This window comes from Kosakonia sp. PSU_27, assembly GCF_039409795.1.
Taxonomy (GTDB): Bacteria; Pseudomonadota; Gammaproteobacteria; order Enterobacterales; family Enterobacteriaceae; genus Kosakonia.
This window is the reverse complement of the sequence record NZ_JBCIVK010000008.1, coordinates 165,213-180,086: the sequence shown is the minus strand read 5'-3', so window position 1 is coordinate 180,086 and position 14,874 is coordinate 165,213. Positions and strand designations below refer to the sequence as shown.

General features: G+C 57.7%; 10 protein-coding genes. 8 read left to right on the top strand and 2 right to left on the bottom strand.

Going from position 1 to position 14,874, the window contains the following annotated elements:
• Nucleotides 1–26 precede the first annotated feature (26 nt).
• From thiB to thiQ, 3 genes are read left to right on the top strand one after another with little or no spacing between them, the layout of a single operon-like run.
• Complete coding sequence (gene thiB / locus AAIG26_RS20245; protein ID WP_343181346.1) at nt 27–1,010, top strand: thiamine ABC transporter substrate binding subunit; 984 nt, start codon at nt 27–29, stop codon at nt 1,008–1,010.
• Complete coding sequence (gene thiP, locus AAIG26_RS20240; RefSeq protein WP_343181345.1) at nt 986–2,596, top strand: thiamine/thiamine pyrophosphate ABC transporter permease ThiP; 1,611 nt, start codon at nt 986–988, stop codon at nt 2,594–2,596. The genes thiB and thiP overlap by 25 nt, the downstream gene beginning before the upstream one ends.
• Nucleotides 2,580–3,281 carry a thiamine ABC transporter ATP-binding protein ThiQ gene (gene thiQ, locus AAIG26_RS20235; RefSeq protein WP_020456526.1) on the top strand — a complete coding sequence of 234 codons (702 nt, stop codon included), beginning with the start codon at nt 2,580–2,582 and terminating at the stop codon, nt 3,279–3,281. Before thiP ends, thiQ begins: the two co-directional genes overlap by 17 nt.
• Here the strand turns inward: thiQ and AAIG26_RS20230 are convergent.
• Together AAIG26_RS20230 and araC are read right to left on the bottom strand one after the other, a co-directional pair.
• On the bottom strand, nt 3,275–4,045 hold the full coding sequence (locus AAIG26_RS20230) for a DedA family protein (RefSeq protein WP_343181344.1): 771 nt from the start codon (nt 4,043–4,045) through the stop codon (nt 3,275–3,277). The genes thiQ and AAIG26_RS20230 overlap by 7 nt on opposite strands.
• 127 nt (nt 4,046–4,172) lie before the next feature.
• Nucleotides 4,173–5,018, bottom strand: coding sequence for an arabinose operon transcriptional regulator AraC (gene araC, locus AAIG26_RS20225; RefSeq protein WP_045509955.1), 846 nt, complete (start codon nt 5,016–5,018; stop codon nt 4,173–4,175).
• Between the two features lie 337 nt (nt 5,019–5,355).
• Here araC and araB point away from each other — a divergent pair, with 337 nt between their 5' ends.
• From araB to rapA, 5 genes are all read left to right on the top strand, one after another.
• A complete protein-coding gene (gene araB, locus AAIG26_RS20220) occupies nt 5,356–7,047 on the top strand; it encodes a ribulokinase (protein ID WP_045509957.1) in 1,692 nt (563 codons plus the stop codon).
• A gap of 10 nt (nt 7,048–7,057) precedes the next feature.
• Complete coding sequence (araA, locus tag AAIG26_RS20215) at nt 7,058–8,560, top strand: L-arabinose isomerase (RefSeq protein ID WP_045509960.1); 1,503 nt, start codon at nt 7,058–7,060, stop codon at nt 8,558–8,560.
• A gap of 49 nt (nt 8,561–8,609) precedes the next feature.
• Entirely contained in the window at nt 8,610–9,305 is a 696-nt protein-coding gene (araD, locus tag AAIG26_RS20210; protein WP_097406964.1) for an L-ribulose-5-phosphate 4-epimerase, read from the top strand.
• 73 nt (nt 9,306–9,378) lie between these two features.
• A complete protein-coding gene (gene polB, locus AAIG26_RS20205) occupies nt 9,379–11,736 on the top strand; it encodes a DNA polymerase II (RefSeq protein ID WP_343181343.1) in 2,358 nt (785 codons plus the stop codon).
• A 225-nt stretch (nt 11,737–11,961) separates the two neighbouring features.
• Nucleotides 11,962–14,868, top strand: coding sequence for an RNA polymerase-associated protein RapA (gene rapA, locus AAIG26_RS20200; protein ID WP_343181342.1), 2,907 nt, complete (start codon nt 11,962–11,964; stop codon nt 14,866–14,868).
• Nucleotides 14,869–14,874: the final 6 nt, after the last annotated feature.

The window sequence follows — 14,874 nt, the reverse complement described above, 5'->3', positions numbered from 1 at the left end:
CTTTGCCACCCATTTTGAGGTGCAAAGTGTTAAAAAAATCACTGCCGTTCCTGCTGCTTATCGCAGCGCCTGTTTTTGCAAAACCCGTTCTGACCGTTTACACCTACGACTCCTTCTCTGCCGACTGGGGGCCAGGGCCTGCGGTAAAAAAAGCCTTTGAAAGCGACTGCAACTGCGAGCTGAAATTCGTGGCACTCGAAGATGGCGTTTCGCTGCTTAACCGCCTGCGCATGGAAGGCAAAAACAGCAAAGCCGACGTGGTGCTGGGGCTGGATAACAACCTGCTGGACGCCGCGACACAAACCAAACTGTTCGCCAAAAGCGGCGTCGCCACCGATGCGGTTAACGTGCCTGGCGGCTGGAAGAACGACACGTTTGTACCGTTCGACTACGGCTGGTTCGCGTTTGTCTACGATAAAAACAAACTGAAAAACCCGCCCAAAAGCCTGAAAGAGCTGGTCGAAAGCGATCAGAAATGGCGCGTTATCTACGAAGATCCGCGCACCAGCACGCCAGGCCTCGGCCTGCTACTGTGGATGCAGAAAGTCTATGGCGACAACGCCCCGCAAGCGTGGCAGAAACTGGCGGCCAAAACGGTCACCGTCACCAAAGGCTGGAGCGAAGCCTACGGCCTGTTCCTGAAAGGGGAAAGCGACCTGGTGCTGAGCTATACCACTTCTCCGGCTTACCACATTATTGCCGAGAAGAAAGATAACTACGCGGCGGCGAATTTCAGCGAAGGCCACTATTTGCAGGTAGAAGTTGCCGCCCGCACCGCTGCCAGTAAACAGCCGGAACTGGCGGAAAAATTCCTCAAGTTTATGGTTTCGCCCGCGTTCCAGAACACTATCCCGGGCGGTAACTGGATGTACCCGGTCACCAATGTGACGCTGCCTGCGGGCTTCGACCAACTGGTGAAACCGCAAACCTCGCTGGAATACTCTTCGCAGGAGGTCGCGACCCAGCGTGCAACCTGGATTAATGCATGGCAACGCGCCGTCAGCCGCTGATTGCTGGCTGGCTGCTGCCCGGCCTCACCGCTGCCACATTGATGGTGGCGGTGGCGCTGGCAGCCTTTCTTGCCCTGTGGCAAAACGCCCCGTCCAGTGGGCTGGCTGATTTTTTCCAGGACAGCTACCTGTGGCATGTGGTGCGCTTCTCCTTCTGGCAAGCGTTTCTCTCCGCGCTGCTCTCGGTCGTACCGGCGATATTTCTTGCCCGCGCGCTCTACCGGCGGCGTTTTCCTGGCCGTCTCGCCTTACTGCGCCTGTGCGCCATGACCCTGATCCTGCCGGTGCTGGTCGCCGTGTTCGGCATTCTCAGTGTGTATGGCCGCCAGGGCTGGCTGGCAACGCTCTGGCACGCGCTTGGTCTGGAGTGGGCATTCTCGCCATATGGCTTACAGGGCATTTTGCTGGCACACGTCTTTTTTAATTTGCCGATGGCCTCGCGCCTGCTGCTGCAAACGCTGGAGCAGATCCCCGGCGAGCAGCGCCAGCTTGCCGCACAACTGGGTATGCGCGGCTGGGCATTCTTCCGTTTTGTCGAGTGGCCGTGGTTACGCCGCCAGATCCCGCCGGTCGCCGCGCTGATTTTTATGCTCTGCTTCGCCAGTTTCGCCACCGTGCTGTCGCTGGGCGGCGGGCCTCAGGCCACCACCATTGAACTGGCCATCTACCAGGCGCTCAGCTTCGATTTTGATCCCGCCCGCGCAGCCATGCTGGCGCTGATCCAGATGATCTGCTGCCTCGGGCTGGTGCTGCTCAGCCAGCGGATGAGCAAAGCGATCGCCGTGGGCAGCCATCAGATTACTGGCTGGCGTAACCCGGAGGATCGGCTGTTCAGCAAGGTCGCGGATATCACATTGATTGTGCTGGCTCTGTTATTACTGCTGCCGCCGCTGCTGGCAGTGATTGTCGATGGCCTCAATCTGAGCCTGATGAAAGTGCTGGCGGAGCCAGTCCTGTGGCAAGCGGTGTGGACGTCGCTGCGCATCGCGCTGGGCGCGGGGCTGTTGTGCGTCGTGTTGACCATGATGCTGTTGTGGAGCAGCCGGGAGTTACGCGCGCGCCAGCAAATTATGGCCGGGCAAGCGCTGGAAATCAGCGGTATGTTGATCCTCGCGATGCCTGGGATCGTGCTGGCGACGGGCTTTTTTCTGCTGCTCAATAACAGCGTTGGCCTGCCCGCTTCCGCCGATGGCATCGTCATTTTTACCAATGCGCTGATGGCCATTCCTTATGCGCTGAAAGTGCTGGAAAACCCGATGCGCGATGTGACTTCCCGCTACAGCATGCTGTGCCAGTCGCTGGGAATGCAGGGTTTTCAGCGTCTGCGCGTGGTCGAATTACGCGCGCTGAAACGCCCGCTGGCCCAGGCGCTGGCATTTGCCTGCGTGCTGTCGATTGGCGATTTCGGCGTGGTGGCGTTATTTGGTAATGACGACTTTCGCACGCTGCCATTTTATCTCTATCAGCAGATTGGGTCGTACCGCAGCCAGGACGGCGCAGTGACCGCACTCATCCTGCTGCTGCTGTGCTTTTTCTTATTCACCGTGATTGAAAAACTTCCGGGCCGCCATGTTAAGACTGACTGATGTCACCTGGCTTTATCACCATCTGCCAATGCGCTTTTCCCTCTCTGTTACCCGGGGCGAGCAGATTGCCGTTCTCGGCCCAAGCGGCGCGGGAAAAAGCACGCTGCTGAACCTGGTAGCCGGGTTTCTTACTCCCGCCAGCGGCACGATAACCATCGCTGGCGAAGATCACACGCATACCACGCCCTCGCAGCGCCCGGTATCGATGCTGTTTCAGGAAAATAACCTCTTTACTCATCTTACTGTGCGGCAAAATATCGGACTGGGGTTAAACCCGGGTCTGAAGCTAAATAGCGACCAGCAGCATAAACTGGAGCAGATCGCCGAAACCATGGGGCTGGAATCACTGCTGGCACGCCTGCCGGAGCAGCTTTCCGGTGGTCAGCGTCAGCGCGTGGCGCTGGCGCGCTGCCTGGTGCGTGAGCAGCCGGTGTTATTGCTTGATGAACCCTTTTCCGCACTCGACCCGGCGCTGCGCCAGGAGATGCTCGCGCTGGTACAGTCAGTATGTCAGCGACAGCGGTTAACGCTGCTGATGGTGTCGCACAGTGTGGAGGATGCAGCGCGGATTGCCGAACGTTCGCTGGTGATTGCTGACGGGCGCATTGCGTGGGATGGCAACACGGACGCGTTGCTCAGCGGCAAATCATCCGCGTCTGGTTTGCTGGGGATTCGCGGTCAGTGACCGCGAACAACGTCGCCTAAAATGTTGAGGTAAATCGGCATCAGCGGGTGCTGCGCCAGCGCGATCGCCGCAGCGACAGCAACCACCAGCGTGCCCGGTGCCAGCCATAACAGGCGGCGACGTGGCAGGTAGTTTGTCAAACGGTCAACACCGGATTTCCCCGCGCGCCATAACCGCCAGCACAACCAGCAGGCCAGCCACAGCAGCAGCGCGGTCAGCAACAACAGCCATTTGAAGTTGCCGCTTTGCATATCGGCGGGAATATCAATTGCCGCACCGGCCAGAATACCGGGCAGGAAGTAGAACGGCGGCCATAGCAGGCAGCCAACAATATTCGGCGGCAAAAACTTGCGGATGGGCAGATCCAGCATGCCGGCAACCATCGGGATCAGCGGGCGCGTCGGCCCGACAAAACGCCCAACCAGAATGGTAAATACGCTGTGCTGATGCAGCGCGTGTTCGGTTTTATCGAGCAGCGCTTTGTTCTTTTTCATAAACGACCAGCGGTGCAGCGGCCCCTTAAAACGCCAGCCCAACCAGAAGGAGATCCAGTCGCCGAGCAGGCAGCCAACAATCCCCGCCAGCCACGCATGCCAGAAGTTCACTTCGCCGCTGCCGATCAGCGCGCCGAGCGCCGCCATCATTACCGTGCCGGGTAAAATCAGCCCGAATAACGCCAGCGACTCAAAAAACGCCACCAGCATAATCGCCGCCAGCGAATACATGGCGGATTGGGTAACAAAGTGTTCCAGCAGCGCTTCCATAAGGTGTCCTGTTCAGAATGAACGCTGGATTCTCCGGAGGTCATCCGCGAGCGTCAAGCTTTCAATTATCTGAAAATTTTACCGGTTATGTCACATTGCAGAACCTTTCATTGCCATTCTTTACTTTTTATTCACATCCCGCGCGGAATTCACTGGGGCTGGCACCGGTGCATTTTTTAAAAACCCGCGAGAAATAGAGCTGATCGTCAAAGCCAACATTGCGCCCGACGCTGGCAATCGGCATTCGCGTGGTGCTAAGCAGTAGTTTTGCCTGGCTGATACGCTGATCCTCGCGCCAGCTCAGCACACTCACGCCCAGTTGCTGACGAAAAAGGTGGGACAGGCGCGAAGGCGACAAGCAAACATGCTGAGCAACGCTTGCGATATCAAAATGGTTATCCGCCAGGTGATCGCTAATGTACTGGCAGGCGTCGCGCACGCGGTTATCCAGCGGCGGGTGCAGCGATTCGTTAATCGCTTCCATACGGCGCAGTAGCAGTTGCTCCAGCAGATTTATCGCCAGATGTTCCGCATAGCGCCCGACACTTTGCCCGGCGTCGATAATTTGCGCGAAAAGTTCACGAAAACGCGCCATATGCGCATCATCAGGACGGTAAAAACCGGTTTGCGCGAACAGTGTCGGCCAGTTCAGCCACTCGTGCCAGTAGGCGCGTGGACGGAAGTAAACCCACTGGTGATACCACTCGCTGGCGTCGGGGTGGCGGCCATAGTGGTGAATTTCTCCCGGCGGGAAAAGCAGGATATCGCCAGGGCGGCAAACAAACTGCTTACCGTGGTTCATCACCACCCCCTCGCCGCGCACGGTGAGATTCAGGATATAGCCCTTCATACCCAGCGGTCTGTCGATAAAAAAATCGAGATAACCGTCAGCTTCAATGGGGGTCAGCCCCGCCACCAGATGCGCATTAAACGAGTACCCTGGCAGCAGTGGATCGTTCTGTGATTCAGCCATAAACGCAATACTCCCGTGCCTGGTAAAGAAACCAATTGTCCATATTGAGAATCCCGTCATTCCTCAGCCGCCCGCAGGCAAAGGGCGTAAACACGCCAATTGTCTAATCCCGCCAGACAAAAGCGATTACGCCTTTTTAACGCCGCTGAACAGGGCAAAAAGGGATAACGGAAGTGTCTATAAAGGCGGCAGAAATGTCCACATCGAATTTTTGCACGGCGTCACACTTTGCGATCCCATAGCATTTTAATCCATAAGATTAGCGGATCCTGCCTGACGGTTTTTGCCGCCGCTCACTATCGTTTTTCTAACGGTTATTCTTCATGGAGCAAGATACATGGCAATCACAATTGGCCTCGATTTCGGCAGCGATTCAGTACGTGCGCTGGCGGTAGACTGCACATCCGGGGCGGAGATCGCCACCAGTGTCGAGTGGTATCCACGCTGGCAGGAGGGGCGTTATTGCGATGCGCCGCATAACCAATTTCGCCACCACCCGCGCGATTACATCGAGTCGATGGAAGCGGCACTGAAAAGTGTGCTGGCGGAGCTGACCGACGAGCAACGCGCCGGGATCAAAGGCATTGGCGTCGACAGCACCGGTTCAACACCGGCGCCGATTGATGCCGAAGGCCGCGTGCTGGCGCTGCGCCCGGAGTTTGCCGACAACCCGAACGCGATGTTTGTGTTGTGGAAAGATCACACCGCCGTCGAAGAGGCGGAAGCCATTACCCGCTTGTGCCACACCCCCGGCAAAACTGACTACTCGCGCTACATCGGCGGCATTTACTCCAGCGAATGGTTCTGGGCAAAAATCCTGCACGTTACCCGCGCGGATAGCGCCGTCGCGCAGGCTGCCGCCTCCTGGATCGAACTGTGTGACTGGATCCCCGCCCTGCTCTCCGGCACCACGCGTCCGGAAGCGATTCGTCGCGGGCGTTGCAGCGCCGGGCATAAATCCCTGTGGCATGAAAGCTGGGGTGGCCTGCCACCTGCCGCGTTCTTTGATGAACTCGATCCCATCATTAATAAACACCTGAACTGGCCGCTGTTTACCGACACGTATACCGCCGATATTCCCGTCGGCACGTTGACGTCCGAGTGGGCGCAGCGCCTTGGTTTGCCTGAATCCGTAGTGATTTCCGGCGGTGCCTTCGACTGCCATATGGGCGCAGTTGGCGCAGGCGCACAACCGAATACGCTGGTGAAAGTCATCGGTACATCTACCTGCGACATTCTGATTGCCGACAAACAGAGCGTTGGCGACCGGGCGGTAAAAGGCATTTGCGGCCAGGTTGATGGCAGCGTAGTGCCGGACTTTATCGGCCTCGAAGCCGGGCAGTCCGCCTTTGGCGATATCTATGCCTGGTTTGGTCGTGTGCTTGGCTGGCCGCTGGAACAACTCGCGCAGCAACATCCAGAGCTGAAAGCGCAGATCAAAGCCAGCCAGAAACAACTCTTACCTGCGCTGACCGATGCGTGGGTAAAAAATCCTTCGCTCGATCACCTGCCGGTGGTGCTGGACTGGTTTAACGGTCGCCGTACGCCAAATGCCAACCAGCGTCTGAAAGGGGTGATCACCGATTTGAATCTCGGCACCGACGCCCCGGCGCTGTTTGGCGGGTTGATTGCCGCAACCGCGTTCGGCGCGCGCGCCATTATGGAGTGCTTCACCGAACAGGGTATTGCCGTCGACAACGTGATGGCGCTCGGCGGTATCGCACGTAAAAACCTCGGCGTGATGCAGGCCTGCTGCGATGTGCTGAACCGCCCATTACAGGTGGTCGAATCTGAACAGTGCTGCGCACTGGGTGCGGCGATTTTCGCCGCCGTCGCCGCGCAAGTGCATGCCGATATCCCGGCGGCGCAGCTGAAAATGGCCAGCGCCATCGAAAAAACCCTGCAACCGACCGCGCAGGCGCAACAGTTTGAACGCCTCTATCGCCGCTATCAGCAGTGGGCGAAGAGCGCCGAGCAACACTATCTCCCTTCAGCCGCGACAGTCTCGCAGGCCGCGTTAACTCATTAAGGACAAGATCATGACTATTTTCGACAATTATGAAGTGTGGTTCGTCATTGGCAGCCAGCACCTGTACGGGCCGGAAGCCCTGAAACAAGTGACGAAGCACGCCGAGCAGGTGGTCAACGCCCTCAATGCGGAAGCGAAACTGCCTTGCAAACTGGTGCTTAAACCACTGGGTACCACGCCGGATGAGATTACCCACATCTGCCGCGATGCCAACTATGATGACAAATGCGCCGGGATGGTGGTGTGGCTGCACACCTTCTCACCGGCGAAAATGTGGATTAACGGCCTCGCTATCCTCAATAAGCCGCTGCTGCAGTTCCACACCCAGTTCAATGCATCCCTGCCGTGGGACAGCATCGATATGGACTTTATGAACCTCAACCAGACCGCGCACGGCGGCCGCGAGTTCGGCTTTATCGGCGCGCGTATGCGCCAGCAGCACAGTGTGGTGACAGGCCACTGGCAGGATCAACACGCCCATCAACGCATCGGCGCGTGGATGCGCCAGGCAGTGTCTAAACAGGATACCCGCCAGCTGAAAGTGGTGCGTTTCGGCGACAACATGCGCGAAGTGGCGGTGACGGACGGCGATAAAGTCGCAGCACAAATCAAGTTCGGTTTCTCGGTCAATACCTGGGGCGTGGGCGATCTGGTGCAAGTAGTGAACGCCGTGAGCGATGGCGATGTCAACGCGCTGGTTGATGAGTATGAAAGCAGCTATCGCCTGACGGCTGCCGCGCAGGTTCATGGTGACAAACGCCAGAACGTGCTTGACGCCGCCCGTATCGAACTGGGCCTGAAACGCTTCCTCGAAGAGGGCGGTTTCCATGCCTTCACCACCACCTTTGAAGATCTGCACGGCCTGAAACAGTTACCGGGCCTGGCGGTACAGCGTTTGATGCAGCAAGGCTACGGCTTCGCCGGTGAAGGCGACTGGAAGACCGCCGCGCTGCTACGCATCATGAAAGTGATGTCCGGCGGGCTGAACGGCGGCACCTCCTTTATGGAGGATTACACCTATCACTTTGAGCACGGCAACGATCTGGTGCTCGGCTCGCACATGCTGGAAGTCTGTCCTTCTATCGCCATCGACGAAAAACCGACGCTGGATGTGCAGTACCTCGGTATTGGCGGCAAAGCCGATCCGGCACGTCTGATTTTCTCCACCAAAACCGGCCCGGCGATTAACGCCAGCCTGATCGACTTAGGCGATCGTTTCCGTCTGTTGGTGAACTGCGTTGAGGCGGTGAAAACCCCGCACGATCTGCCGAAACTGCCGGTCGCCAACGCCCTGTGGAAAGCGCAGCCGGATCTGCCAACCGCCTCTGAAGCGTGGATCCTCGCCGGTGGCGCGCACCACACCGTCTTCAGCCAGGCGCTGACGCTCGACGATATGCGCCAGTTTAGCGAGCTGCACGATCTTGAACTGACGGTTATCGACAACGACACCCGCCTGCCTGCGTTTAAAGACGCGCTGCGCTGGAACGAAGTGTATTACGGTTCAAAACGTTAACAGGGAACACCCGGCCTGCTGCGGCAGGCCATCTTTCCTGGAGGAACGCATGTTAGAAGCATTGAAACAGCAGGTGCTGGAAGCCAACCTGGCGCTGCCGAAACATAACCTGGTCACGCTGACATGGGGCAACGTCAGTGCCGTTGATCGTACAAGCGGCCTGATGGTGATTAAACCTTCTGGCGTCGATTACAGCATCATGACCGCTAACGATATGGTGGTCGTCAACATCACCACCGGCGAAGTAGTTGAAGGCACGAAAAAACCCTCTTCCGATACGCCGACTCACCGACTGCTGTACCAGGCGTTTCCGACCATCGGCGGCATTGTACATACCCACTCTCGCCATGCCACCATCTGGTCGCAAGCTGGTCAGCCGATCCCGGCAACGGGCACCACCCATGCCGACTATTTTTATGGCGAGATCCCCTGTACCCGTAAGATGACCGACGAGGAGATCAACGGCGAATACGAGTGGGAAACCGGCAATGTGATCGTCGAGACTTTTGAGAAAAAAGGCATCGATCCGGCGCAAATGCCCGGCGTGCTGGTGCATTCTCATGGCCCGTTCGCGTGGGGCAAAAGCGCAGATGACGCGGTACATAACGCCATCGTGCTCGAAGAAGTGGCCTATATGGGTATTTTCTGCCGTCAGCTCGCGCCTGAGTTACCCGCCATGCAACAAACGCTGCTGGATAAACACTATTTACGTAAGCACGGCGCGAAGGCTTACTACGGCCAATGACTGTATAAAACCACAGCACCCAACAACAAACCAGGCTATAATCTCGCCTGGTTTTGTTTTATGAGAGACGGCTGTGGCGCAGGCGCAAGAAGGTTTTATTTTAACCCGACACTGGCGGGATACCCCCAGCGGAACCGAGGTCGAGTTCTGGCTGGCGACGGATAATGGCCCGCTGCGCGTCGTGCTGCCACCGCAAGAATCGGTCGCCTTTATTCCCGCCGCGCAGGTGGAAAAGGTTAAGTTGCTGCTGAGAACCGAAAAGCAGTGGCGTTTAACGCCGCTGAACCTGAGTGACTTTCACCGCCAGCCGGTATATGGCCTTTACTGCCGCGCCCATCGCCAACTGATGCGCATTGAAAAAATGCTGCGCGATGACGGTATCACCGTTTACGAAGCTGATATCCGCCCGCCGGAACGCTTTCTGATGGAGCGCTTTATTACCGCGCCGGTGTGGGTTGACGGTACGCCACAAGGTGCCGCGCTGGTTGACGCGCGGCTAAAACCCAGCCCGCACTATCGCCCGCCGCTGAAATGGGTGTCGCTGGATATCGAAACCAGCCGCCATGGCGAGCTTTACTGTATCGGCCTTGAGGGCTGCGGGCAGCGCACGGTCTATATGCTCGGCCCGGAAAACGGCAGCGCGCAGGGGCTGGATTTTGAGCTGGAGTATGTTGCCAGCCGCCCACAACTGCTGGAAAAACTCAACGCCTGGTTTGCCGCGCACGATCCGGATGTGATCATTGGCTGGAACGTCGTGCAATTCGATTTGCGCGTGCTGCAAAAAAGCGCCGAGCGCTACCGCGTACCGCTGACGATCGGGCGTAACGGCGGAGAGCTGGAGTGGCGCGAACACGGTTTTAAGAATGGCGTCTTCTTCGCACAGGCCACCGGCAGGCTGATTATTGACGGGATTGAAGCGCTGAAATCCGCGTTCTGGAACTTCTCCTCGTTCTCGCTGGAAGCCGTCTCCAGAGAGCTGCTTGGCGAAGGCAAAGCGATTGATAACCCGTGGGATCGCATGGATGAGATCGACCGGCGCTTCGCCGAAGATAAACCCGCGCTCGCCACCTATAACCTGAAAGATTGCGAACTGGTGACGCGCATCTTTCACAAGACGGAGATCATGCCGTTTTTGCTGGAGCGCGCTACGGTAAACGGTTTGCCCGTTGATCGCCACGGCGGCTCGGTGGCGGCCTTCAGCCACCTCTATTTTCCGCGTATGCACCGCGCAGGCTATGTCGCGCCAAATCTCGGTGCCGTGCCGCCGCAGGCCAGCCCCGGCGGTTATGTAATGGATTCGCGCCCCGGCCTGTATGACTCGGTGCTGGTACTGGATTACAAAAGCCTCTACCCCTCTATTATCCGCACTTTCCTGATCGATCCCGTCGGCCTGGTTGAGGGCATGGCGCAGCCGGATAACGCGCACAGTACCGAGGGGTTTCTTGGCGCATGGTTTTCGCGTGAAAAGCACTGCCTGCCGGGGATTGTCGGGCAGATCTGGCACGGGCGCGATGAGGCCAAACGTCACGGCAACAAGCCGCTGTCGCAAGCGCTGAAGATCATTATGAATGCGTTTTACGGCGTACTCGGCACCAGCGCCTGCCGCTTTTTCGATCCGCGGCTGGCATCGTCGATCACTATGCGTGGCCACGAGATCATGCGCCAGACCAAAGCGCTGATTGAAGCGCAGGGTTACGACGTTATCTATGGCGACACGGACTCCACCTTCGTCTGGCTAAAGAAAGCCCACAGCGAAGAGGATGCCGCGCGTATTGGCCGCGCGCTGGTTGAACACGTCAACGGCTGGTGGTCGGCGCATCTTAAAAGCCAGCAACTGGAAAGCGCGCTGGAACTGGAGTTTGAAACCCATTTCTGCCGGTTTCTGATGCCCACCATTCGCGGCACTGAACAGGGCAGCAAAAAGCGTTACGCCGGAATGATTCAGGAAGGCGAGAACCAGCGCATGGTGTTTAAGGGGCTGGAAACCGTGCGTACCGACTGGACACCACTGGCGCAGCAGTTCCAGCAAACGCTCTACCTGCGCGTGTTTCGCAATGAGCCTTATCAGGACTATGTGCGCGAAACCATTGCCAGCCTGATGGCGGGCGAACTCGACGATCAGCTTATTTATCGCAAGCGCCTGCGCAGAGCGCTTTCCGAATATGAACGTAATGTGCCGCCGCACGTGCGCGCAGCACGGCTGGCGGATGAAGAGAACCGCAAACGGGGTCGCCCGGCGCAGTACCAGAATCGCGGCACCATCAAGTATGTCTGGACCACCAGCGGGCCAGAGCCGGTGGATTACCAACACTCGCCACTCGATTACGATCACTACCTGAGTAAACAGTTACAGCCGGTTGCCGAGGGAATTCTGCCTTTCATTGACGACGACTTTGCTACACTACTTACAGGGCAGCTGGGACTCTTTTGAGATTTACTTATCGTGTTTCCCGGCTTGCAACACTACCGCTATACCCTGGCTATTTCAGGTTTGTGCCGCCATGCGGCGCGAAAGACGGCAGGTATAGGTAGTGACGAAAGGGATTGCTTCCTTTACCATAGCGCCCTTCCTTTTTCTGGCCCCAAATTTTATACGCCCGCCTGCCTTCAGGCGGTGACGAACTATTGCCTGCAATTTGAGATATAGAGTTCATTTATGCCCTTTACACTTGGTCAACGCTGGATTAGCGACACGGAAAGCGAACTCGGACTTGGCACAGTCGTCGCAATGGATGCGCGCACGGTCACCCTCCTTTTTCCGGCCACGGGTGAAAACCGTCTGTACGCTCGCAGCGACTCTCCGGTTACCCGCGTGATGTTCAACCCCGGTGATACGGTGACCAGCCATGATGGCTGGCAGCTCACAATTGAAGACGTAAAAGAGGAAAACGGGCTGCTCGCTTACACCGGCACACGCCTGGATACGCAGGAGAGCAATGTCACCCTGCGCGAAGTGTTACTCGACAGCAAACTGGTGTTCAGCAAACCGCAAGACCGCTTATTCGCCGGGCAGATCGACCGTATGGATCGCTTCGCGCTGCGTTTTCGCGCGCGTAAATACCAAAGTGAGCAGTACCGTATGCCGTGGAGTGGCTTGCGTGGCCAGCGCACTAACCTGATCCCGCACCAGCTGCACATTGCTCACGATGTGGGCCGTCGCCATGCGCCGCGCGTGCTGCTGGCAGATGAAGTGGGTCTTGGGAAAACCATTGAAGCCGGGATGATCCTGCATCAACAACTGCTTGCTGGCGCGGCTGAACGCGTGCTGATCGTGGTGCCGGAAACCCTGCAACATCAGTGGCTGGTTGAAATGCTGCGCCGCTTCAACCTGCGTTTTGCCCTGTTTGACGATGAGCGTTACGCCGAAGCGCAGCACGATGCCGACAACCCGTTCGATACCGAGCAACTGGTGATTTGCTCGCTCGATTTCGTGCGCCGCAACAAGCAACGCCTGGAGCACCTGTGCGACGCCGAATGGGATCTGCTGGTGGTCGACGAAGCGCATCACCTGGTGTGGAGCGAAAACGAAGCCAGCCGTGAATATCAGGCAATTGAACAACTGGCCGAGCGCGTACCGGGCATTCTGCTGCTGACCGCCACCCCGGAACAACTGGGGATGGAGAGCCACTTTGCCCGCCTGCGCTTGCTGGATCCGAACCGTTTCCATGATTTCGCCCAGTTCGTTGAAGAGCAGCAAAACTACCGTCCGGTCGCCGACGCCGTGGCCCTGCTGCTGGCGGGTGAACGCCTGAGCAACGATGACCTCAATATGTTGAGCGATCTGGTGGGCGAGCAAGATATCGAACCGCTGCTGCAAACCGCCAACAGCGATCGCGAAGGCGCGGCTGCCGCGCGTCAGGAACTGATTTCCATGCTGATGGATCGACACGGCACCAGCCGTGTGCTGTTCCGCAACACCCGTAATGGTGTAAAAGGTTTCCCGAAACGCGAATTGCACACCGTTAAGCTGCCGCTGCCGACGCAGTATCAGACGGCGATTAAAGTCTCCGGCATTATGGGCGCGCGTAAAAGCCAGGAAGAGCGTGCCCGCGATATGCTCTACCCGGAGCAGATTTATCAGGAATTTGAAGGCGATACCGGAACATGGTGGAACTTCGACCCGCGCGTTGAGTGGCTGATGGGCTACCTCACCAGCCATCGTTCGCAAAAAGTGCTGGTGATTTGCGCCAAAGCCGCCACCGCGCTGCAACTGGAGCAGGTACTGCGCGAACGCGAAGGTATCCGTGCGGCGGTGTTCCATGAAGGTATGTCGATCATTGAACGCGATCGCGCAGCGGCGTGGTTCGGCGAAGAGGACAGCGGCGCACAGGTTCTGTTGTGCTCGGAAATTGGCTCTGAAGGGCGTAACTTCCAGTTCGCCAGCCATTTAGTGATGTTCGATCTGCCGTTTAACCCGGATCTGCTGGAGCAGCGCATCGGTCGTCTGGATCGTATTGGTCAGGCGCACGATATTCAGATCCATGTGCCTTATCTGGAGAAAACCGCGCAGTCCGTGCTGGTGCGCTGGTATCACGAAGGGCTGGACGCCTTCGAGCACACCTGCCCGACCGGGCGCACTATTTACGATAGCGTTCACAATGAGCTGATTAACTACCTGGCGGCACCGGAAGATACTGATGGTTTTGATCAGTTGATCAAAACCTGCCGTGAGCAGCACGACGCGCTGAAAGCACAGCTGGAACAAGGCCGCGACCGCTTGCTGGAGATCCACTCTAACGGCGGTGAAAAAGCACAGGCGCTGGCGGAAAGTATTGCCGAGCAGGACGACGACACGGCACTTATCGCCTTCGCCATGAACCTGTTCGATATCATTGGTATTAACCAGGACGATCGCGGTGAAAACATGATCGTGCTGACGCCATCGGATCACATGCTGGTGCCGGACTTCCCGGGTCTGCCGGAAGATGGCTGCACCATCACTTTCGATCGCGACGTCGCACTTTCGCGCGAAGACGCGCAGTTTGTCACCTGGGAACATCCGATCATCCGTAACGGTCTGGATCTGATCCTTTCTGGTGATACCGGCAGCAGTACGATTTCGCTGCTGAAAAACAAAGCGCTGCCGGTCGGTACGCTGCTGCTGGAGCTGATCTACGTGGTGGAAGCGCAAGCACCGAAACAGCTGCAACTTAATCGCTTCCTGCCATCGACGCCGATCCGCCTGCTGGTGGATAAAAACGGCACCAACCTCGCGGCTCAGGTGGAGTTCGAGAGCTTCAACCGCCAGCTCAGCGCGGTGAACCGCCATACCGGCAGCAAGCTGGTAAGCGCAGTACAGCAGGAGGTTCACACTATTTTGCAAAAAGGCGAAACGCAGGTTGAAGCCGCCGCACGCGAGCTGATTGACGCCGCGCGCAGCGAAGCGGATGAAAAACTGTCGGCGGAACTGGCGCGCCTGGAAGCGTTAAAAGCGGTTAACCCCAATATCCGCGACGACGAACTGGCCGCTATTGAGAGCAACCGCCAGCAAGTGCTGGAAAGCCTGGCGCAGGCGAGCTGGCGGCTTGATGCGCTGCGTTTGATTGTTGTGACGCACCAATAACGGAGC